The sequence below is a fragment of the Pontixanthobacter luteolus genome, assembly GCF_947494915.1.
GTDB lineage: Bacteria > Pseudomonadota > Alphaproteobacteria > Sphingomonadales > Sphingomonadaceae > Pontixanthobacter > Pontixanthobacter luteolus.
On the sequence record NZ_CANLWR010000002.1, the window covers coordinates 881,313 to 902,012 of the forward strand.

At 60.1% G+C, this 20,700-nt stretch carries 21 protein-coding genes; 5 read left to right on the plus strand and 16 right to left on the minus strand.

Going from position 1 to position 20,700, the window contains the following annotated elements; translation table 11 throughout:
• Positions 1-130: 130 nt before the first annotated feature.
• Both ahpC and aroC read right to left on the minus strand, forming a co-directional pair.
• A complete protein-coding gene (gene ahpC, locus PO778_RS13170; protein ID WP_160730817.1) occupies positions 131-697 on the minus strand; it encodes an alkyl hydroperoxide reductase subunit C in 567 nt (188 codons plus the stop codon).
• Between the two features lie 212 nt (positions 698-909).
• Entirely contained in the window at positions 910-1,983 is a 1,074-nt protein-coding gene (gene aroC / locus PO778_RS13175) for a chorismate synthase (RefSeq protein ID WP_160730816.1), read from the minus strand.
• A gap of 283 nt (positions 1,984-2,266) precedes the next feature.
• Between aroC and ruvA the strand changes: the two genes are divergently transcribed.
• On the plus strand, positions 2,267-2,872 hold the full coding sequence (gene ruvA / locus PO778_RS13180) for a Holliday junction branch migration protein RuvA (protein WP_160730815.1): 606 nt from the start codon (positions 2,267-2,269) through the stop codon (positions 2,870-2,872).
• Between the two features lie 3 nt (positions 2,873-2,875).
• Here the strand turns inward: ruvA and PO778_RS13185 are convergent, their stop codons facing one another.
• Positions 2,876-4,006 carry a dipeptidase gene (locus PO778_RS13185; RefSeq protein ID WP_271439970.1) on the minus strand — a complete coding sequence of 377 codons (1,131 nt, stop codon included), beginning with the start codon at positions 4,004-4,006 and terminating at the stop codon, positions 2,876-2,878.
• Positions 4,007-4,197: 191 nt separating this feature from the next.
• Here PO778_RS13185 and PO778_RS13190 point away from each other — a divergent pair, with 191 nt between their 5' ends.
• Positions 4,198-4,677, plus strand: coding sequence for a DsrE family protein (locus PO778_RS13190; protein WP_271439971.1), 480 nt, complete (start codon positions 4,198-4,200; stop codon positions 4,675-4,677).
• A gap of 85 nt (positions 4,678-4,762) precedes the next feature.
• Positions 4,763-5,818, plus strand: coding sequence for a Holliday junction branch migration DNA helicase RuvB (gene ruvB / locus PO778_RS13195; RefSeq protein ID WP_160731658.1), 1,056 nt, complete (start codon positions 4,763-4,765; stop codon positions 5,816-5,818).
• 273 nt (positions 5,819-6,091) lie between these two features.
• On the opposite strand, the gene PO778_RS13200 is transcribed toward ruvB, so the two are convergent.
• The 6 genes from PO778_RS13200 to PO778_RS13225 all read right to left on the minus strand — a co-directional run bounded on the left by PO778_RS13200 (position 6,092) and on the right by PO778_RS13225 (position 11,881).
• Positions 6,092-6,310 (minus strand): hypothetical protein, encoded by a 219-nt coding sequence (locus tag PO778_RS13200; RefSeq protein WP_271439972.1) that lies wholly within the window; start codon positions 6,308-6,310, stop codon positions 6,092-6,094.
• A 68-nt stretch (positions 6,311-6,378) separates the two neighbouring features.
• A complete protein-coding gene (locus tag PO778_RS13205; RefSeq protein ID WP_271439973.1) occupies positions 6,379-7,113 on the minus strand; it encodes a hypothetical protein in 735 nt (244 codons plus the stop codon).
• Between the two features lie 54 nt (positions 7,114-7,167).
• Positions 7,168-7,575 carry a hypothetical protein gene (locus PO778_RS13210; protein ID WP_271439974.1) on the minus strand — a complete coding sequence of 136 codons (408 nt, stop codon included), beginning with the start codon at positions 7,573-7,575 and terminating at the stop codon, positions 7,168-7,170.
• A gap of 133 nt (positions 7,576-7,708) precedes the next feature.
• The gene (locus PO778_RS13215) at positions 7,709-8,134 is read right to left on the minus strand and encodes a rhodanese-like domain-containing protein (RefSeq protein ID WP_271439975.1); all 426 of its coding nucleotides are present in this window, start codon (positions 8,132-8,134) and stop codon (positions 7,709-7,711) included.
• Positions 8,134-10,806: an aconitate hydratase AcnA gene (gene acnA, locus PO778_RS13220; protein WP_160730810.1), complete on the minus strand. Its 2,673-nt coding sequence runs from the start codon at positions 10,804-10,806 to the stop codon at positions 8,134-8,136. Before acnA ends, PO778_RS13215 begins: the two co-directional genes overlap by 1 nt.
• A gap of 178 nt (positions 10,807-10,984) precedes the next feature.
• Positions 10,985-11,881, minus strand: coding sequence for a DMT family transporter (locus tag PO778_RS13225; protein ID WP_271439976.1), 897 nt, complete (start codon positions 11,879-11,881; stop codon positions 10,985-10,987).
• A 137-nt stretch (positions 11,882-12,018) separates the two neighbouring features.
• Between PO778_RS13225 and PO778_RS13230 the strand changes: the two genes are divergently transcribed.
• Positions 12,019-13,440 carry a L,D-transpeptidase family protein gene (locus PO778_RS13230; protein WP_271439977.1) on the plus strand — a complete coding sequence of 474 codons (1,422 nt, stop codon included), beginning with the start codon at positions 12,019-12,021 and terminating at the stop codon, positions 13,438-13,440.
• A gap of 55 nt (positions 13,441-13,495) precedes the next feature.
• Here the strand turns inward: PO778_RS13230 and PO778_RS13235 are convergent, their stop codons facing one another.
• From PO778_RS13235 to ispG, 7 genes are all read right to left on the minus strand, one after another.
• On the minus strand, positions 13,496-14,215 hold the full coding sequence (locus PO778_RS13235) for a murein L,D-transpeptidase catalytic domain-containing protein (RefSeq protein WP_271439978.1): 720 nt from the start codon (positions 14,213-14,215) through the stop codon (positions 13,496-13,498).
• Positions 14,216-14,278: 63 nt separating this feature from the next.
• Entirely contained in the window at positions 14,279-15,172 is an 894-nt protein-coding gene (locus PO778_RS13240) for a histone deacetylase family protein (RefSeq protein WP_271439979.1), read from the minus strand.
• A gap of 32 nt (positions 15,173-15,204) precedes the next feature.
• The gene (locus PO778_RS13245; RefSeq protein WP_271439980.1) at positions 15,205-15,642 is read right to left on the minus strand and encodes a hypothetical protein; all 438 of its coding nucleotides are present in this window, start codon (positions 15,640-15,642) and stop codon (positions 15,205-15,207) included.
• Positions 15,639-16,172, minus strand: a complete 534-nt coding sequence (locus tag PO778_RS13250; protein WP_160730804.1) for a thioredoxin family protein — start codon at positions 16,170-16,172, stop codon at positions 15,639-15,641. The genes PO778_RS13245 and PO778_RS13250 overlap by 4 nt, the downstream gene beginning before the upstream one ends.
• Positions 16,169-17,623, minus strand: coding sequence for an NAD(P)-binding protein (locus PO778_RS13255; RefSeq protein ID WP_271439981.1), 1,455 nt, complete (start codon positions 17,621-17,623; stop codon positions 16,169-16,171). The genes PO778_RS13250 and PO778_RS13255 overlap by 4 nt, the downstream gene beginning before the upstream one ends.
• 3 nt (positions 17,624-17,626) lie before the next feature.
• The gene (locus tag PO778_RS13260) at positions 17,627-18,337 is read right to left on the minus strand and encodes a hypothetical protein (protein ID WP_160730802.1); all 711 of its coding nucleotides are present in this window, start codon (positions 18,335-18,337) and stop codon (positions 17,627-17,629) included.
• Complete coding sequence (gene ispG, locus PO778_RS13265; protein ID WP_160730801.1) at positions 18,337-19,464, minus strand: flavodoxin-dependent (E)-4-hydroxy-3-methylbut-2-enyl-diphosphate synthase; 1,128 nt, start codon at positions 19,462-19,464, stop codon at positions 18,337-18,339. The genes PO778_RS13260 and ispG overlap by 1 nt, the downstream gene beginning before the upstream one ends.
• Before the next feature lie 228 nt (positions 19,465-19,692).
• Here ispG and PO778_RS13270 point away from each other — a divergent pair, with 228 nt between their 5' ends.
• Positions 19,693-20,700, plus strand: a complete 1,008-nt coding sequence (locus PO778_RS13270) for a zinc transporter ZntB (protein WP_271439982.1) — start codon at positions 19,693-19,695, stop codon at positions 20,698-20,700.

A 20,700-nucleotide genomic window follows, 5' to 3' on the forward strand; every position in this document is an offset into this window, starting at 1 on the left:
TTCTGGCAAGAAAAAGGCCCGGGACCGGGGGGGGTGGTCCCGGGCCTCCCAGCGACCCGAAGGGCTCTTTTGGCCCCCTGGGCTTTACTGAAAGTCCTGAATGCGGCTCACGAAAGAGCCATCAGGCTTCTTAAATCTTGCCTACGAGGTCAAGCGACGGTGCCAGAGTTTCCGCACCTTCTTCCCAAGCAGCAGGGCAGACCTGGCCAGGGTTTTCGCGGACATACTGTGCAGCCTTGATCTTGCGGACCAGTTCGCTTGCATTGCGGCCGACGCCTTCGCAGGTGATTTCCATGATCTGGATCACGCCGTCCGGATCGACAACGAAAGTTGCACGGTCGGCAAGGCCGCTATCTTCGCGCAGGACGTTGAAGTTCTTCGACAGCGTGTGCAGCTGGTCGCCCAGGAATGCGTACTGGATACCGCCGATCTTTTCCGACGTGTCATGCCATGCCTTGTGGCTGAAATGCGTGTCGGTCGAAACGGCATATACGTCCACACCCAGCGACTGGAGGTGGTTGTACTGCTCGCCAAGGTCCTGCAGCTCGGTCGGGCACACGAAAGTGAAGTCTGCCGGATAGAAGAAGAAGATCGACCAGCGGCCTTCGAGATCCTTTTCAGTGACGTCGAAGAAGTCCTTGCCAGCCTGAAATGCGGTGGCTTTGAACGGTTTGATTGCGCTTCCGATAATACCCATGATGTCTCCGATATGGTGTGTTGGATTGATGTTCGCGAACGAACGGAAATTGCTTGCAGTAGCCAGATAGTGTCTGCTGCATTGCAGTAAAACGTTATGTTGCGATTGCTAACATCGACAAAACCGATCAATCGGTGCCGGGTTCCATGAAGTTTCGAAAAATCGAAAGATTTCAGATAAGAGTCTGGATAATCAGGCGGTTGCCTAGCGCCCTATCCGCATTGTGCGCGATGCAGCATTTTGTGATCGGCCAGAACCAGCGCCATCATCGCCTCTACCACCGGGGCTCCGCGGATGCCGACACACGGATCATGCCGGCCTTTTGTGCGAATCCGGGTGTTTTTGCCATCCCGCCCGATCGTGTCGACCGGGGTCAGGATGGAACTGGTCGGTTTGAAGGCGACCCGGCAAACAACCGGCTGGCCGGTCGAAATCCCGCCGGAAATCCCGCCTGCGTGATTGGCCCCGAATTCCGGCCCGCTGCCGTCTTCGGCTTCGCGCATCGGGTCTGCATTCTGTTCACCCGATAGCTGCGCCGCGCCGAAACCATCGCCGATTTCCACGCCTTTCACGGCGTTGATGCTCATCATCCCGGCGGCAAGATCCGCGTCGAGCTTTGCATAGACTGGCGCGCCCCATCCGGCGGGCACGCCCGTGGCAACGCATTCCACGACCGCACCCAGCGACGATCCGGCCTTGCGCGCATCATCGACCAATTGCTCCCACCGTTTTGCTGCGGCGGGATCGGGACAGAAGAACGGGTTGTTACCAATTTCGGCAAAGTCGGCCTGATCCCGGTCGATCTCGTCAGTGCCGATCTGGCTGACATAGGCGGTGATGGTCACATCCGGCATGATCAGCCGTGCCACCCCGCCAGCGGCCACCCGGGCCGCCGTTTCGCGCGCGCTGGAACGCCCGCCGCCGCGGTAATCGCGGAACCCGTATTTCGCGTCATACGCATAATCGGCATGGCCGGGTCGATAGGCGTTGGCGACTTCGGAATAGTCTTTGCTGCGCTGGTCGACATTCTCGATCATCAGGCTGATCGGGGTTCCGGTGGTCTTGCCCTCGAACACGCCGGACAGGATTTTGACCTGGTCCGGTTCCTGCCGCTGGGTGGTGAATTTCGACTGACCCGGGCGGCGCGCATCCATGAATGGCTGGATATCGGCCTCGCTCAGCGCGATCCCCGGCGGGCACCCGTCCAGCACCGCGCCCAGCGCAGGCCCGTGGCTTTCGCCCCATGTCGTGAACCGCAATACGCGGCCAAAAGTGTTCCAGCTCATGCCGCTTCTCTTTGCGCAATCTGCCGCCTGTGTCGAGCGCGGCGGTATACAGGATTGCTTGACGCAGATGCGGTTTTCCTACTGCCCGCGGGCCGGGCTATGCAGCGGGAATGCCTATTTCGTGCGCCTCCCAGACAACCGGCCTTCAGTCCGCCCCGCACCTGCGATGGATTGATCATCAGGACTGTGTTCCATGTGTTCCATCTGTTCAGGCTTGTGGATCACTGGCTGAACAATCCGGTTTCCTCTGGCGCATCGCGTCCGCTTGCGGCAGGAACAAACCATGATTGCGAAACTGAAAGGCCTGCTCGACGAGACCGGAGATGACTGGGCGGTGATCGACGTTCAGGGCGTGGGCTATCTGGTCCATTGTTCGACCAAGACGCTGGCGGCGCTGGGCGAACAGGGCGAAGGCTGCACTATCTATACCGATCTGCAGGTTTCGGAAAACGACATGCGGCTGCTGGGTTTCGCGGAAAGCGCGGAACGCGACTGGTTCCGCCTGCTAACCCAGGTTCAGGGAGTGGGCAGCAAGGTAGCGCTGGCGATCCTGTCCGCGCTCTCCACCGCTGAAGTGCAAAGCGCGTGCGCCAATGGCGATGCAGCGATGGTCGCGCGCGCCAACGGGGTCGGGCCTAAACTGGCCGGGCGCATCGTCAACGAACTGAAAGACAAGGCGGGCGCGCTGCCGGTGTCTGGCGGCGGCGGAATGGGCGTTGCCATTACCCCTGCGGGCGGGGCCAGCGCCGATGCGGTCAGCGCGCTGGAAAACCTCGGTTTCAAACCGGCGATTGCCGCGCGCGCCGTGGCCGCCGCGCAGGGCGAGCTGGGCGAGGATGCGAGCGAAAATGACCTGATCCGCGTGGCCCTGAAGAAAGCAGCAGGGTAAGCTCTAACCGCCCCAGACTTCGGTGTAGAGCCGAAGGAAATTGGTGCCCATCAGTTTTTCAAGACGCGTCTGGCTCCACCCGCGCGCTTCCAGATCACGGACCAATCGGCGGTAGCGGTCAATCGAGTTGTACTCCTGCACTAGCGGATAGAAGCCTATTTTTTCACCTGGCGCAGCGATCCCTTTGTCGAGGCGGTCTTGCTGCATCGCGTCCAGCGCGGCCTTCATTTCATCGTCAAACGGAAGGGGCAGAATGCCGTTATCGGTCCCGATGCCGACAGCATCCTCGCCGCCGACATTGGCAATATGTTCGATATGCGCGATCACGTCCGACGCTGATGGTTCCATATCTGCCACGATATAGGGCATGAAATAGACGCCGATGACTCCGCCGCCGTCTGCGACTTTGCGGATAAGCTCGTCAGACACATTGCGTGGATGATCGGCCAGCGCGCGCGCGCCGGTGTGGCTGATGGTCAACGGGCGCTTCGCCGCTTGGGCGGCATCGTGCATCGTCTGGGCGCCGCCATGCGACAGGTCGAGCAGCAGTTTCTCGGCCTCGGCTGCCTCGATGGTTGCATGGCCAAGTTTGGAAATCCCCGCATTCGCGGGCTCAATCGCGCCATCGCCGGCCAGATTGCGATTGTTGTAGGTCAGTTGGACGGTGCGCAGCCCGTCCTCGCGCAGAATCGCCATCCGGTCGAGCTCAGCGCCGATCATCGATGTGTCTTGTGTGCCCAGAATTACGCCCAGCTTCCCGTCGCGCTTGGCGTGAATGATATCTTTGCCGGATTTGATCAGCGCCAGCCTGTCAGGATTTGCGCCGAATACGTCGTGATGGTCCGCCACGCTTTCGCGATACACTTCCCATGCATTGTCGGGATTGCCGACAGGGAAGATCGTGGTGCGAAGGACAGTCACACCTGTCTCCAGCGATTCTTTCCAGCCACGTTCGGTAAAACGGGTGACGCCCTCTTCGGCATAGGGATCACCCATCCGGCCAAGGGCATCGACAACAATGGCATCGTCAAACCAGTCATTCCTGGTCGCGGCCAATGCGGCGGCTCTGGGGAATGCGGCGGCGCTCGCAGTGGATGCCAATGCGGTCAGGGCTTTGCGTCTGCTGATTTTCATGGGAAGGGTAATAGCCAAATCGGACGGGTGTGATAACCTGTTCGGCGAGCTCAATAGGCTGTTGATCGAAAGTCGCAGCGGCTCGAGTGAATTGCTTTCAGGGTTCGGCAAATAGGATTGCGTATATGGCTTGTGTTCGGTTGATCATTTTGGCGGTGTTGGCATTTGCAGCACCGGTTTCCGCGCAGGATATGTCCGCTTTCAAAACCGGCCCGGTGTTCGAAGGCTTCGGCCCGCACGCCCCGGTCGAAGGGATGGGGCCGGTCCCGGCGGATACCGAATTTTCCCACGCGTTCGATGTTGCGGTGCCTGCGGAAGAAGGCAAGAACAGCCGCGGTTTCGAAAGCGCGGCGCGGTTCATCAATATGCACGTGGCCGCGGGGGTCGATCCCGACAATATCCGCGTCGCGGTGGTGGTTCACGGCAAGGCGTCGATGGATTTGCTGAACGATGCGGCATGGGCGGCCAAGGGCAGGGAAGGCGCGAACCCTTCGGGCGCGATGATCCGCGAAATGCTGGACCACGGCGTGCGCTTTATCCTGTGCGGGCAAAGCGGCATCGCTTACGGCATCACGAAGGATGACCTTATCCCCGGTGTCGAAACCGCGCTGTCGGCAATGACCGCGCACGCGCTGCTGCAACAGCGCGGCTACACGGTAAACCCGTTTTGAACAGACTGCTGAGTCTCTGGGCAGCGCTGGGTTCCCTGGTCGTACCAGGAGAGCCAGCGCCAGATTTCCCCATGAAGTGTCCATGATGACCGATCCCGTCCCCCTCCATACCCCCGATCGCCAGCCGGATGATCCCGATGCAGCGCTGCGGCCGAAATCGCTTGGCGAATTTATCGGGCAAGAGGCAGCGCGCGATAATCTGCGCGTGTTTATCGAGAGCGCAAAATCGCGCGGGGAGGCGATGGACCATGTGCTGTTCTTTGGCCCTCCCGGCCTCGGCAAGACCACCCTCGCGCAGATCGTGGCCAAGGAACTCGGCGTCGGTTTCCGTGCCACCAGCGGGCCGGTAATCGCCAAGGCGGGTGACCTTGCGGCGCTGCTGACCAATCTTGAAGAGGGCGATGTCCTGTTCATCGACGAGATTCACCGTCTCAATCCGGTGGTCGAGGAGGTGCTCTATCCGGCGATGGAGGACCGCGCGCTTGATCTGATTATCGGCGAGGGGCCTTCCGCCCGCAGCGTGCGGATTGATTTGCCGCCCTTCACGCTGGTTGGCGCGACCACGCGTCAGGGCCTGCTGACTACGCCGCTGCGCGACCGCTTCGGCATTCCTGTGCGCCTCAATTTCTATACCGAGGATGAGCTGGAGCGTGTGGTGACGCGCGGTGCCAATCTGCTGGGTCTGGATGTGGACCCAGCCGGCGCGCGCGAGATCGCCCGCCGGTCACGCGGCACCCCGCGCGTTGCCGGGAGGCTGATGCGGCGCGTGCGCGATTTCGCCCATGTTGCGGGCGACGGCGTGGTAACCGCGAAGATCGCCGACGACGCGCTGGGCAGGCTGGAGGTCGACCGGCTCGGCCTGGATGCGATGGACCGGCGCTATCTGCGGATGATTGCCGATATATATAAGGGCGGGCCGGTTGGCGTTGAAACGCTGGCAGCGGGCCTCGCCGAACCGCGCGACACGATTGAGGAAGTGGTCGAGCCGTTCCTCATTCAGCTTGGTCTGGTGGCGCGGACCGCGCGCGGGCGGTGCCTGAATGATGGCGGTTGGCAGCATCTCGGCATGGCGATTCCCCGTCCCGCAAGTGATTCGCCCGGATTGGACCGTCAATCGGGTTTGTTCGACACAAATGGTTAAGCCCGCATAAGGGATTGCCGGTTTTTCGGTTCCATTGTGGGACAACTCGCGGAATCGCGCCGATTGATGGGCAAAAAACATGCCTCGCAGGCCGTTTTTCATGGTTAACGTAATTGCCGGTTAGGTGTGTTGTGCTCTTTCTGATGTGACAGGGAAATGCCCGAATGCGGACCCGCCGCGTTCTGGCCTCCCCAGAGTAATTGAGAGAGCTTGTCCATGTCGGTAAAGATGGCCCTGGCGAAATTGTCCGCGACCGCAGCGGGCGGTGCGCTTCTAGCAGGTGGTGCGGTGCACGTCGCCGAACCACCGGTAACGGACAGCCCGACCTACAAGTCGGCCAAGGGCGCGACCAAGTCGGTCAAGGCGCAGCCGGTCTATGTGAAAGACCAGCCGCGCAAGCGCCGCGTGACCAAGACAGTCCAGCGCAAGCGCCGCGTGGTTAAGCGCGTTGTCGAATGCGAACCGGTTGAAGGCGGTTACCTGCCCGGCCATGGCGGCATGCGGGCAAACGGTGCGCAAGCGGGCGGCGCAGCGGCCGGTTCTGCTGAATGTCCGCCAGTCTATCGCACTGCGATGCGCGCCATTCCGGCACCATACGCACCTGTTCCCCAGCCGACATTCACCGGCGGCGGCAGCAGCGGCGGCGTAACCGTAATTGGCGGCAGCGGCGGTTTCGGCGGCGGCTTTGGCGGCGGGTTCTTTGGCGGGTTCTTCGGCGGTTCCAGCGGTGGTTCCAGCGGCAGCGTAGTGGTCACTTCGACCACGACAACGTCGGGCGGGATCAGCAGCGGCGGCAGCGGCGGCACATCGACCTCCACCTCGGGCGGATCGACCTCCACCAGTAGCGGGACTTCCGGCACCAGCGGCATCGTGATCGATATCGACATCAACAACACCAGCGGCGGCAGCACGACCACCACGGGCGGTGTCAGCACATCGACCGGCGGCGTGTCGACTTCGACCAGCACTGGCGGCGTTTCGACCTCGACCGGAGGGGTCTCGACTTCCACCGGCGGCATCAGCAGCACGACCACCTCGACGTCGGGCAACGTGTCCAGTTCGAGCGGTAACGTTTCCTCGTCCTCGGGGAATGTTTCGTCGTCCTCAGGCAATGTGAGCTCGTCTTCAGGCAACGTCTCCTCCTCTTCGGGTAACGTCAGTTCGTCTTCAGGCAACGTGTCGTCTTCCTCTGGTAATGTCAGTTCGTCGTCGAGCAGCTCCTCGTCGAGCTCCAGCTCTTCATCGTCTTCCTCCTCCTCCAGTTCTTCCAGTTCCGGTGGTGGTTCGGGCGGCAAGCCGGGCGGTTCGTCCAGCTATGGCGGCTCTTCGAGCCATGGTGGCAGCTCCAGCTATGGCGGCAGCGGAGGCTCGGGCAGTTCCGGCTCAAGCGGTAGCTCGGGCGGCAGTTCGTCCTCGAGTTCTTCGTCGAGCAGCAGCTCGTCGTCTTCCTCGTCATCCGGCGGTAGCAATGGCGGCGCAACCAGCACGGGCGGTTCTTCTTCGGGCAGCAGCTCGTCATCGTCGAGCTCCAGCTCCAGCTCTTCTTCGTCGGGCGGGGCAACCAGTTCGACCAGTTCCGGCGTGATTACGAGTTCTTCGACCAGCAGTTCGTCGTCGTCTTCCTCGTCGTCATCGAGCAGCAGTTCTTCATCGTCGAGCACATCGTCGACATCGACCAGCAGCGGTACGCAGGTTCCTGCCCCGCCGATGACAATCCTGTTCGGCCTTGCTGCCGCAGCGATCCTTGGCCGGCGCAAGTTCAAGGTTGTGAACGGCGGCTAAGCTCTCACGAACACGCATTGAAAAAGGGCGGCACCGCGTGATGCCGCCCTTTTTGTATCTGGAGTTATCGCTGAGGTCAGCGCTCAGGCATTACCTGAGTGTGGCAAGTTACTTTGAAACGGGCATACCCGCTTCTTCCCAACCGATGATCCCGCCATCGAGATGGACTGCATCACGACCGGTATGTTCCGCGAGCTTGCTGGCCGCAATCCCAGAACGGCGATCCGTTCGGCAGTAGAGGATGACTTCGTCACCATCCGAATTGGTCAGCGCCTTCGGGTCGAACTGGGCGAGCGGGATATTAACTGCGCCTGCGATGTGGCTGTCTGCAAATTCCTCTGCCGTCCGCACATCGATCAAATGAACCGTGCCCGCTTCCAGTTTCCCGGCAAGCGCCGCTGCGTCCAAGGTCAGAACCTGCCCGCCAATTGAACCAGTATCTGTATCGGCAACGGGGGCAGAGGCCTCACTGGCCCCGCAGCTGGCAAGCAGAAAGCTGCCAACCGCTGCGAGGCACAGGAAGTGGCTGCGCATTACGCGGCCAGATTACGCAGCACGTACTGCAGAATGCCGCCGTGCTTGTAATATTCCATTTCGTTGGCGGTATCGATCCGGCACTGGGCAGTGAAGGTGATGCTCTCGCCATCGGCACGGGTTACTTCCACTTCGACATCCTGGCCCGGCGTAAGGCCTGCCAGACCCTTGATGGAGAAGGTGTCATCCCCCTTCAGTCCGAGGGAATTGCGGCTGTCGCCGTCCTTGAACTGGAGCGGGAGCACACCCATGCCGATCAGGTTGGAACGGTGAATACGTTCGTAGCTTTCCACGATGACCGCGCGAACACCAAGCAGGATGGTGCCCTTGGCCGCCCAGTCGCGGCTGGAACCGGTACCGTATTCCTTGCCGCCGATAACGACCAGCGGGGTTCCGTCTTCCTTGTGCTTCATCGCAGCGTCGTAAATCGCCATCTGCTCGCCGCCATAGGTGGTGTAACCGCCTTCGACGCCCGGAACCATTTCGTTCTTGATGCGGATGTTGGCGAAGGTGCCGCGCATCATCACTTCGTGGTTACCGCGGCGTGAGCCGTACGAGTTGAAGTCCGCCTTCGCGACCTGATTGCTCATCAGATACTCGCCCGCTGGCGAATCTTCCTTGATCGCACCGGCCGGGCTGATGTGGTCGGTGGTGACCGAATCGCCGAGGATCGCGAGCGGTTTCGCGTCGGTGATATCGGTGATCGGGGCAGGGGTCATTTCCATGCCGTCGAAATAAGGCGGGTTTGCAACATAGGTGCTGCCCGGGCGCCACTGATAAGTGTCGGATCCGGTCACATCGATTGCCTGCCAGTGCTCGTCACCCTTGTAGACGTCGGCATAGCGGCTTTCGAACATCTGGCGGTCGATCGAACTCGAGCGGATTTCAGCGATTTCCGCATTGGTAGGCCAGACGTCTTTGAGGAAGACGTCGTTGCCGTCCTGATCCTGGCCCAGCGGGGTTTCGGTGATGTCTTCGGTGACTGTCCCCTTCAGCGCATAGGCGACCACCAGCGGCGGCGATGCGAGGAAGTTGGCGCGAACGTCGGGGCTGACGCGGCCTTCGAAGTTACGGTTGCCTGACAGAACCGACGCAGCGACGATGTCGTTGCCGTTGATTGCCTTGCTGATCGGCGGCGCAAGCGGGCCGGAGTTACCGATGCAGGTCGTGCAGCCGTAACCGACCAGATCAAAACCGATCTGGTCCAGCTCGGCCTGGAGGCCCGCCTTCTCGAGATAGTCCGTTACGACCTGCGATCCCGGTGCAAGGCTGGTCTTGACCCATGGCTTGGGCTTCAGGCCTTTTTCGTTGGCTTTCTTCGCGACCAGACCGGCGGCGATCAGCACATCGGGGTTGGATGTGTTGGTGCAGCTGGTGATGGCGGCAATAACAACGTCGCCGTCGCCGATGTCGTGGTCCTTGCCCTCAACCGCGGTGCGTACCGGGCCGTCTTTCTTGTAAAGCGTCTTGAGGTCGTTGTTGAACAGTTCGTCCACCTCGGGAAGGATGACCTTGTCCTGCGGGCGCTTTGGTCCGGCCAGCGAGGGGACGACCGATCCGACGTCCAGTTCCAGCGTGTTGGTGAAGACCGGCTCGTTCTCGGGCGTGAACCACATGCCCTGTTGCTTCGCATAGGCTTCGACCAGCGCGATGCTGTCTTCGCTACGGCCGGTGAGGCGCATGTAATCAAGCGTCTTGTCGTCGATGCCGAAGAAGCCGCAGGTTGCGCCGTATTCTGGTGCCATATTGGCGATCGTTGCACGGTCGGCCAAACTCAGTTCGGAGACGCCAGGGCCGTAAAATTCTACGAAACGTCCAACCACGCCGACTTCGCGCAGCATCTGCACACAGGTCAGCACGAGGTCAGTCGCAGTAATACCTTCGGACATCTTGCCAGACAGTTTGAAGCCGACGACTTCGGGTACCAGCATGGAAATCGGCTGGCCGAGCATCGCAGCTTCCGCCTCGATGCCGCCAACGCCCCAGCCAAGTACGCCGAGACCATTGATCATCGTGGTGTGGCTGTCGGTACCGACGCAGGTGTCAGGATAGGCGACAGTGGTGCCGTCGCCGTCTTCGCTGGACCATACGCCCTTGCCGATGTGCTCGAGGTTCACCTGGTGGCAAATGCCGGTGCCGGGAGGCACGGCGGAGAAGTTCTGGAAGCTCTTCGAGCCCCATTTGAGGAAGTCGTAACGCTCCGCATTGCGTGCGTATTCAAGCTCGACGTTCTTTTCGAAAGCTTTCGGATGTCCGAATTCGTCGACCATCACCGAGTGGTCGATGACGAGGTTTACCGGAACCTGCGGGTTGATCTTCGCAGTGTCGCCGCCAAGCTGGGCGATGGCATCGCGCATCGCGGCAAGGTCGACAACGCAGGGAACTCCGGTGAAATCCTGCAGCAGGACGCGGGCCGGGCGGTACTGGATTTCCTTGCCGGTTTTCGGATTTTTCTGCCAGTCAGCCAGACCCTGAATATCGTCGGTCGAAACGGTGAAGCCGTCATCTTCGAAACGCAGCAGGTTTTCGAGCAGGACCTTCATCGAGAATGGCAGCTTGCTGACATCACCGATCTTTTCCGCTGCCTTGTCGAGCGAATAATATGCGTAGGACTTGCCGCCTACGTCCATGGTGCTGCGTGTTCCGAGTGTGTCCTTGCCGACCTGGGTCATGCTGTGGGTAATCCTTTCATGGATGAGGCCCGTTTGGTCCCGGTGGTGAATCGGGCGTTTTCCGGGCTGAATTTCTGTCGCGGCACCTGCTACGTCCGGCCGCGTTGGTCAAGGGGACCAGACCGTAAAAATCGATCAAACACGGCCGAAATTGTGATACTTTCAAACAATCAAGCGCCTACAGCGCGCTTTGTTCCGTTTGCGGGACCTTGGGTCTCGTTCTGGTCGCTATCCAGCAGCCGATCACGATAAGGACGGTTCCGGCGATTGTCGCTGTGCTGATCGGCTCGCGAAAGAACATCCAGCCAAACAGGGCTGCCCACAAAAAGCCGCTATATTCCATCGGCACCAATGATTGCGCTTCTGCCCGGGCATAGGCCCAGGTGATCGCCAGCGCGCCGCCCAGTGTCAGCACCGATGCGATGGCGATATCGCCCATAGGCTCCCATTCTGGCACCGTCAGGAACCACGGGGCAAACACCAGCAGCACCGCGCAGGCAACGCCGCTATGAAAAGTCGTCGCCTCCAGCGGGCTGGATACCTGCGCCTGCTGGCGGATGACGATGAAATTGTATGCGTAGAGCAGGGCGGAAAAGAGGATCGCGCCAAGCCCCTTCATCGTTTCCGTGCCGTATTCGGCAGCGCCCAGCCGTCCACTGATGATCACGATAGTTCCCGCAAGGCCGAGGATCGAAGCCAGCACAGCCTGCGGCCTGATGACTTCGCCCAGCATGATTGCCGCAAGATAAAGTGTCAGCAAAGGCGCGATGAAACTGATCGCGATGGCTTCGGCAATTGGCAGCTTGGTGAGGGCGTAAAAGAAGCTCAGTGCCATAAAGCCTGACACGGTGCCCCGGATCAGGTGGAGTTTCAGAACCGGCCGTTCGGGCCATCTGCCGCCGGCGCCCAGCCAGACAGGGGTTATGATTGCCCCGGCAATGGCGGATCTGAAAACCGCCGCGCTATACGCCCCGGCGGCAAGAGCGGCGCTTTTCATGAAGGCATCCATCAACGACAGGAAGCCGACACCCAGCAAAGCGGCCAGGAACGGCAAAATGGCGCGTGCTGCGGACATGGCGCGGGCATATCCTGCACCGCACCACGCGTCATCTCTTTCCTGTGATTAAGGCCCGAGACAGGCATTATGGTTGATGCTAAATTACTAGTCCGATAAAAATGACAAATGCGCCGGGACTGTTTCGAGGGCGCCAGATGGATGGAATTCAAGTGATTTACAGTTCAAAAACGCGTCTTCACCTGCTTGCTGCGACGGCAATTCTTGTGCCTGCTGGTCTTGCGGCGCAATCTTCGGGCAATTCAGAGCCGGTCAATCTGCTTCCCGACGAAGCACCCGCGGCCTCGATCGAACAGCAGACGGTCGAGATGGACGGCGCGCCTGTCATATCGGAAGAAGTCGTTCAGGCGATCGACGAAATGGGCAAGCCCAAGCAACCGATCGTTCAGGCCTGGCCAGTCGAACATGCTCGTGCACTTGCTGCCGTTGTTGAGGGAGTTTCCGAAGAAGGTCTGGTTTCGGCCGATTACAATCTTGACGGCCTGCGTGCTGCGATTGCCATGGGCAGCGGTACCGCGCTCGACGAAGTCGCCAGCCAGAGCTTCCAGTTTCTGGTAGAGGATCTGCGCGACGGGCGCACCCCGATGGACAGCCGGAAACAATGGTTCGTGTTCGATCCGGATCAGGATCGCTATCCGACCGGCGAATTGATGGCAGATGCGCTTGCATCGGGCGATATTGCCGGGACTCTAGCCCGGATCATGCCCGAACACCCGGACTATTTCCGCCTGAAACGCGAACTGGCCGCAACTCCGGCTGAACAGGCCAAACGGCACAAGTTGATCCGCGCTAACATGGACCGCTGGCGCTGGCTGCCGCGCGATCTGGGCAAGCAATATCTGATGACCAATGTTCCGGAATATCAGCTGCGTCTGACGGTGAACGACAAAATCGTGCGTACCTACCGCACCGTGGTCGGCAAACCCGGACGCACGGCGACGCCGCAGATTGCGGAAAGTGTCGAAGGGGTTATTTTCAATCCGACTTGGACTGTCCCGCAATCGATCGTCAAAGGCGAAGGCCTTGGCGCGCGCGTGCTGAACAATCCGGCATGGGCCCGCCGGGCCGGTTATTCTGCCACCAAGGGCGCGAACGGCTGGGTTTCTGTCGTTCAGCAGCCGGGGCCAGGCAACTCACTCGGCTTGATGAAGCTCGATATGCCCAACCGGCACGCGATTTTCTTCCATGACACCCCGTCACGGCACCTGTTCAACAATGACAAGCGCGCGCTTAGCCATGGCTGCATCCGTACCGAACGGGCAACCGAACTGGCGATTACGTTGGCTATTCTGCAGGGCGGGCTGACGGCTGATGAAGGCGTCGAAAAACTCAAGTCTGGCGAATATACCAAGGTGCCATTCCAGAAGACGATGCCCGCCTATATCACCTATTTCACCATGGCTCAGGATATCGACGGCACGCTTACCGCATTCCCCGATATTTACGGCCGTGACGATGCAGTTCTGGAAAGCATGGATGCACCGCGCAAGCCGAACCGTTCGCGGGTTACCGACGAGCAGGTGATCCCGATCGAAAACGATCCGCGCGACATCGCCTGAGGCACTATGACCGAACCGGCGGTCTTGATGGCCGCCGGTTCAGGATATCCCGGTGTCAATAAACGCCGGGGTTAGATTGTTCGATGCCGGTGGGCAGATCGCGCTGCAGGATCTCGATATCGGCAGGCTCGTCGATTGTCGGCGGCGTGACCACCGTGCCGTCTGCCTGCAAACCCAGGCTATCGGCGTGGATTACCCGGCCGCCGCCAAGTTGCAGCAGCGCCAGTTTGAATTCCGCGTCGCCCATCGCAAAACAGCCATTCGAGCGGCCAAGACGGCCCCATTTCTCAAGATGCTGACGCTCCGCATAATTGGCCCTGTGCATGACGATTGCACGGTCGAGAGCGTTGGAATTCGTCGCATCTAGACCTTCGAGACGGATCGAGGTGCCATAGCGACCAGTGTACCAGCCAAAGGTCGCATAGGTCCCCTTGCTGGTGCAGTGCGACCCATGAACGTTGGAAAACCAGTTCAGCCAGCCATCATGCTCCGGATCTGAGCCGTCACCATGCGTGACAAGATAGGATTTCACCTCGCCAGCCTCCAGATTTACGAAATGGAAGCGCGGCTCTGTCGATTTCAGCCCGAAATCTGCGATGCCGACATAGTCATTCGCCCACAGCATATCGCCAGCCTTGGCCTGCGCCCGCTTGGCGATTTCTGCCAGCTTTGCATCACGCGGAAGCCCGGCGCGAACCTGTGCAGGCAAGCGAGCGGGGACAGCCAGCGCGGCACCGGCTGCCAAAGTACCTTTGATGAGATCTCGTCTGTTCATATCCACCGTATAGCATAATTTGAGGTAGCTGGCAGGTGAACGGGAAAGGGCCGAACCGTTGTGTCAGCGCGGTGTAATGCGGCGGTTCTCGTCTGCCATGGCCAGCATCGACCTTGCGTGACGATCAGCGACCGCCCTTTGATCATTGCCGTAGCCGCCGCCCAGTACGCTGGCGACCGGAATGCCGCGTTGCCGTATCGTCCCCACGACATACCTGTCGCGCATGTCCAGCCCCTTGTCGGTGAGGGAAAGGCGGCCCAGACGGTCGTCTTCGTGCGGATCGACCCCGGCTTGATAGAGCACAAGGTCGGGCCGAAAACTGTCGAGCACCTCGGGCAAATGGCGGTTGAGGGCAGCGAGATATTCGGCGTCGCCAGCCTTGTCGGGAAGGGCAATATCGAGGTCAGAACGCGCCTTGCGCACAGGGAAGTTCTTTTCCGCATGGAAAGACAGGGTGAAGATGTCGTCTCGCCCGGCGGTCAGGCTGGCGGTGCCGTCACCCTGGTGTACATCGCAGTCGGCAATCAGCACGCGCTTTGCAGTGCCTTCTGCGATCAGCCGATTGGCTGCGACAGCCAGATCGTTGAACACACAGTATCCCGCGCCTGTTTCATGCAAAGCGTGATGGCTGCCCGCCGCACTGTTCGCCGCAAAACCGTGCTCCAAAGCGAGCTGCGCGGCCAGCCATGTTCCGCCATTTGTATGGCGTACCCGGCTGGCGATATGCGGAGTTACGGGAAAGCCGATCCGGCGTTCCTTGTCCTTTGGAACGCTGGCGCTGAAAACCTGGTCGACATAGGCAGGGCAGTGGACAGCCTCCAGCCATTCGCGAGCCATCGGTTCGGGGGCATGTTCGACCAGGGCGACCCCGTGGTCAGGCGCAAATTCGCGTAAGGCGATCATCACGAGCTGGTATTTGTCGAATTTGAACGTGCCGCGTTCCGGTGGCGGCGCCATGTAATCGGCACGATGGACGACGTGCAGCACGGCTAATCCAGTGAAATCGGTTTGCCGTCGATTGTGGGCACTGATCCGGCGGGTGGCGGCACCGCAGGTTGGCGGGGCCGGGGCTCGCGCGGCCATTGCCCAAACCCTGTGAGCAGCCAGATGAGAAATGTCTGCAATTTGTAGGCGGCGAAAATGGCCAGCAGCGGACCGCCGATCATGACAGCCATGGCCGCTGCGAAACCATGGTCATTGAGCGCGCGCAGCGCGCCGAGGAAACATGCCAACGCTGGAAGGAGAAAAATTGCCAATGTAAAAGGGAGGCCAAGTAACCTGGCAAATTCGCCGGGCTTGGGTTTGCGCATCCAGATCAGCACGGCCTTGATCAAGGCCAGCAGGAGGATGGAAAGAAGCCAGGCGCCAAGCAATTCGCGCCAATATGGCTCGTAAGCCATCAGCTTCAGCTCGTATTGCCGGTTCACTCAGCCACTACCTCTGGATCGTGCTGGATGTAACCTGCCAGCTCCTCGTAAATCGATTGTTCGGTGCGGCTGGCGGCGTTGCGCCAGGATCCGGCGGTCTCGCCATTCAGCAGACTGCCGGAAGGGGACAGGATCAGGACAGTCGGAGTGCCCACGATTTCATCGATACCGAAACGCCTCGCAATTTCGATGTTATGTCCGTCACCTGTCTGCGGCATGCCGACATTCACAAATACGGTTTCGTAATGATAGCCGAGCAATTCCTTGAACCGGGGGGTTTCGGTCCACCCGGCGAAGGCCCGGCTATCGTGACACCAATTTGCGCCCAGCACGATCAGGATGTGGTTGCCGGAACTGCGTGCCCGCGAAAGCGCGGCGTCGACATCGGCCGCTGCATTGCGGCTGGCATCGTACAGCCTTGCTTCGGGATGTTTTTCACTGCCTGAAGCAGCGGTCATCTGCGTACCAGTGGAGGCGCACCCTGCGAGTGTGAGCGCGAACAGAGCAGCGGCAAGCAAGGAGCCTCTCATCGCGGCTGATGTTCCGCCTGCGCCGCTTCGGCAAGCCGCTGCAGACCCGGAATACCGGTCTCGATCGCCGCCTGAAAGCCGCCCATCACAGCAAGCCTGGTATCCCCCTCTGCCATCATTTTGGCGAAGGTTGTACCAGTTGGGTCCAGCCGGGATTTCGCCAGCCAGGCTGCGATCTTCGGATTTTGCGACCAAGCCCCGCGGTTCATGAAATTGGTGAGCATCCCCAGCGGATAGGTGTTTGGCGTATCGGTGAGCGGGGCAGGGACGCCAAGCCGGTTCTTTGTCTCGTCATCGCCGAAATGCACCTCCAGAAATGCAGTCAATGCCGCGCTGAAGGTCACTAGCGGAACATGCAAAGGTTGCAACACGATCGTATCTCCGCGGAACTGCGGCCCATGCTGGCGGGTGTCATCGAACGGCACAGCGGTTGCCGTGCAATCGATAAACAGCGTGTTGCCAGGCACAGAATGTTCATCATCCGCAAACACAATCTTGCCCGGTTCAACCGATGTTACCCGGCCTTTACGTACGACATTCTTGATCTGGCGCAGCAGATCGATCTCGCCTTCCGAAATCGTGGCGTAGTGGAACATCTCCGGCTTCACGTCTTCGTCGATACGAAGCATATATCCGCCGCGGCCCAGCAATTCGAACATTTCATCGCCGGTCTTTGCCTCTGCCGCAGCGTTCAGTTGGGCAATCTGGTTTTCGACGACCTTTTCAAAGAAATCCGGCCCCGGCTGCGTGTAGGTCCGGTTTATCAACCAGGAATCGCGCGGGCGAACCCAGGTGATATCGTCAGGATCGACACCGGCTTGTAGCAACCATACGCCTGCATCCATGGCAGTCTTGCCCGCGCCCAGGATTGCATAATGGGCTGGCAGGTCGTTGCCCCGTTTCCACAGATCGGGCAGGTCGCCGGGAATTGCCATCGGGGTTCCTGGAGCAACGCCGAACTGGCGCTTGTGGGTGGACGGGACCGATGTCTTGTAAAACGTGGCATCGACGGTTTTCTTGCGCACCTTCACGTTCGTCCGTTTGCCGGAAAGAATCGAATCAAATGCGGCATGGCCATCTGAACCATCCCCGTCATACCGGGACAGGGGATGGTAAGAGACGCGACCGGACGGCAGCAGGCGCCGGTTCATCAGGTGTGTGAAATAGGCAGAGACTTCAGCGCCGCTTGCAAGCGGGTAGAGCCCCTTGTTCGGACCGTGCGAATCCACCACATCGTCGCCGAATTCCAAGGAATTAACGCCGTAGAATGCGCTTGGTTGATGCAGGGCGACAAAGGAATAGGCGTCGTTCCAGTGTCCACCCGGCTTGGCGTGCATGTCCACGATCGTCACATGGCAGTCGGGATCTTCGTCAAGCAGCGCATCAACGAAAGCGAGGCCGACCGCACCAGCGCCGACAACAAGGTAATCGGTCTCGAAATCCGCGCTCATTAGCTATTCCTTTGTTCTCCGGAGGACGTATCCATGGTGCATTGCCGTGCCTGCCAGCATCGCCAGTGCGCCGACGACCAGGGAATCGAATACCATCAATGCCCAGACCGCAGCAGCACTCTGCCCCATCGCCCATTGGTGATTGAGTTCATGAAGCCATTGCAGCGGCACCCATACGGCAGCGGCGAAGATCAGAATTCGCAGGGTAGCAAGCCAGCCCGAACGATAGATCGCCGCGAGGCCGGTGTCCCTGTCGCCGATCAGGCCTGCAATCAGCAGGGCAAGCAGCGGCAATGTAGCGATGCCGATGACTATGCTGACCACGTCGCTGACCTGTTTGCTGGTGATCGACGGCAAAACCAAACCGGGAATTGCCGTAATCACGAGGAGGACAATCGCGATCCAGAAATTGCGCCACGCCAGGCCGCGTACATCCCACCATTTCTGGCCGCGATCCCGTGCGCCCCAGAACCGTGCGGCTGCCATGATGCACAGAAACAGGCCGACGATTTTCAGCACGCCCCAGACCATGCGCCGGGGATCCGAAGCGAGCGAATTGAACGCTTCCTTGCTGGCAAACATGCCGATGTTGATTTCGGCCACATGCTGGATGAACTCGGGTACGACAGCCAGAGCAGCGATCAGCGGTGCGATCCAGAACAATGATATCCCGTCACGCAGGACCTCGGCGAAGCGTTTGAAGACTGCGCCCATTATTCAGCGGCAACTGCTTGTTGTTCAGCTTCCGCCTCCAGCGCGGCGGCCTTCGCCTCGACCAGGTCGACGATGTGGTCGAGCATGTCGGCGCTCTGCACAGTGTGATCGGTCACGCCTGACAGATAAACCATGTGCTTGCCGTTGCCGCCGCCGGTCAGCCCGATGTCGGTTTCGCGCGCTTCACCCGGTCCGTTGACTACGCAGCCAAGGACCGACAGCGATAGCGGTGTCTTGATATGCTGAAGCCGTTCTTCCAGCGCCTGAACGGTGCGGATTACGTCGAAACCCTGGCGTGCGCAGCTGGGGCAGGAAACCACCCGAACCCCGCGGGTGCGCAGGCCCAGCGCTTTCAGCATTTCAAAGCCGACACGCACTTCTTCTTCAGGCTCAGCCGACAACGATACGCGGATGGTGTCGCCGATACCGGCCCACAGCAGGTTGCCCATCCCGATGCTGGATTTGACCGTCCCGCCGATCAGCCCGCCGGCTTCCGTGATCCCGAGGTGGAGCGGGCAATCAACGGTATCGGCCAGCTGCTGATACGCAGCTACGGCCAGAAACACATCGCTTGCTTTTACCGCGACCTTGAATTCATGGAAATCGTGGTCCTGCAGCAACTTGATATGATCAAGCGCGCTTTCGACCAGTGCCTCGGGGCAGGGTTCGCCGTATTTTTCCAGCAAGTGTTTTTCGAGACTGCCGGCATTCACCCCGATGCGGATCGCGCAGCCGTTTGCCTTCGCTGCACGCACAACTTCGGCGACGCGTTCGTTCGATCCGATATTGCCCGGATTGATGCGAAGGCAGGCGGCGCCTGCATCGGCCGCCTCGAGCGCGCGTTTATAGTGAAAGTGGATGTCCGCCACGATCGGAATGCGTGCTGCCTTGGTAATTTTGCCAAACGCGTCGGTCGCTTCCTTGGTCGGACAGGATACGCGAATAATATCGGCGCCGGCATCTTCGCAACGCCGTATCTGGTCGAGAGTTGCCACCGCGTCCTCGGTCGGCGTGTTGGTCATCGTCTGGACCGTGATCGGGGCATCGCCGCCAACCGGCGTGTCGCCGACCATGATCTGGCGGCATTTCCGGCGTTCTATGGTGCGCCAAGGGCGTATTTCATTCATCCTGCTGGCTCTTTGTCTGTCACATGAAGAGTATGTGGCACGTGTCTACGCTAAAACGGATCGAACTGCACAGGGCAGTTGCTGATCGGCATATGGAGGCTTTCCTACGAATTTGCGACAGCTTTCATCGGCGTGCGTGCACATCCGGCGGCTCATGTAATGGCAAATTCGGCCCTTTCGCAGCTGATGGCCGATTGCGCCGTGCGGCGATCTGCGCAAAAAGCGCGCATGATCCAAGCCACCGACCAGAACAATAATTTCGCTGAAACTCCGCTATTGTTCGGGCGGGTACTCGACGGACGCGGCGGCGGCCGCCGGATCGAATGGGACGAGGTCGGCCACTGGGAGCCCGAGGCTGACGGCGAAGTGCTGTGGGTTCATTTGTGCCGCAACAAGCCCGGTGTTTACAAATGGCTGCAGGATCAGATGGATGTCCCTGAGCCAACGGCGGAACTGCTCACCAGCGATGCAACCCGGCCGCGTGCATTCCGCGAAGGCAATACGCTGGTGGCGACGCTGAGGGGGATCAACTTCAACCCTGGTGCGGAGCCGGAAGACATGGTTTCCATGCAGCTGTGGAGCGACGGCCAGCGGCTGATTACACTGCGCCGCGATCCGCTCCAGACCCCGCGCGATACGCTGGCGGAAATTGATCGGGGCAGCGGACCCAGCGATGCCGGGGCGCTGATTACATCGCTAACCGAAAACATGATTGCCCGCATGAACGCGTCGATCGTCGACATGAACGACCATATCGACCTGCTGGAGGCTTCGGACCCCGAGGCCGAGGCCGAATCCATGCTGGTGAAGATTGCGGTCATCCGGCGGAATTGCCTGGGTTTGCAGCGCCACATGGGGCCACAGCATGTGGCATTCGAGGCTATCAGCCGCGAAGCCCCGGCATGGTTCGAAGATCACGACCGACGCGAAATTGCCGAAACTATCGCCCGCCTGCGCCGCTATCTCGACGACATCGACATCAGCAAGGAAAGCGCGGTCGTGTTGATGGATGAATTGCGGGCGCGCGCAGTGGCCAGTTCGGAAAGGACGAATTACCTGCTTACGATTGTTGCGGCGATCTTCCTGCCGCTGGGCTTTCTGACCGGGCTACTCGGTATCAATGTTGGCGGAATGCCCGGCATGAACGATGCCGATGCGTTCTGGGTCGTTGTGGCCCTGTGTGTCACGATTATCGCCGCGCAAATCGTGTTCTTCTGGAAATGGAAGTGGCTCTGA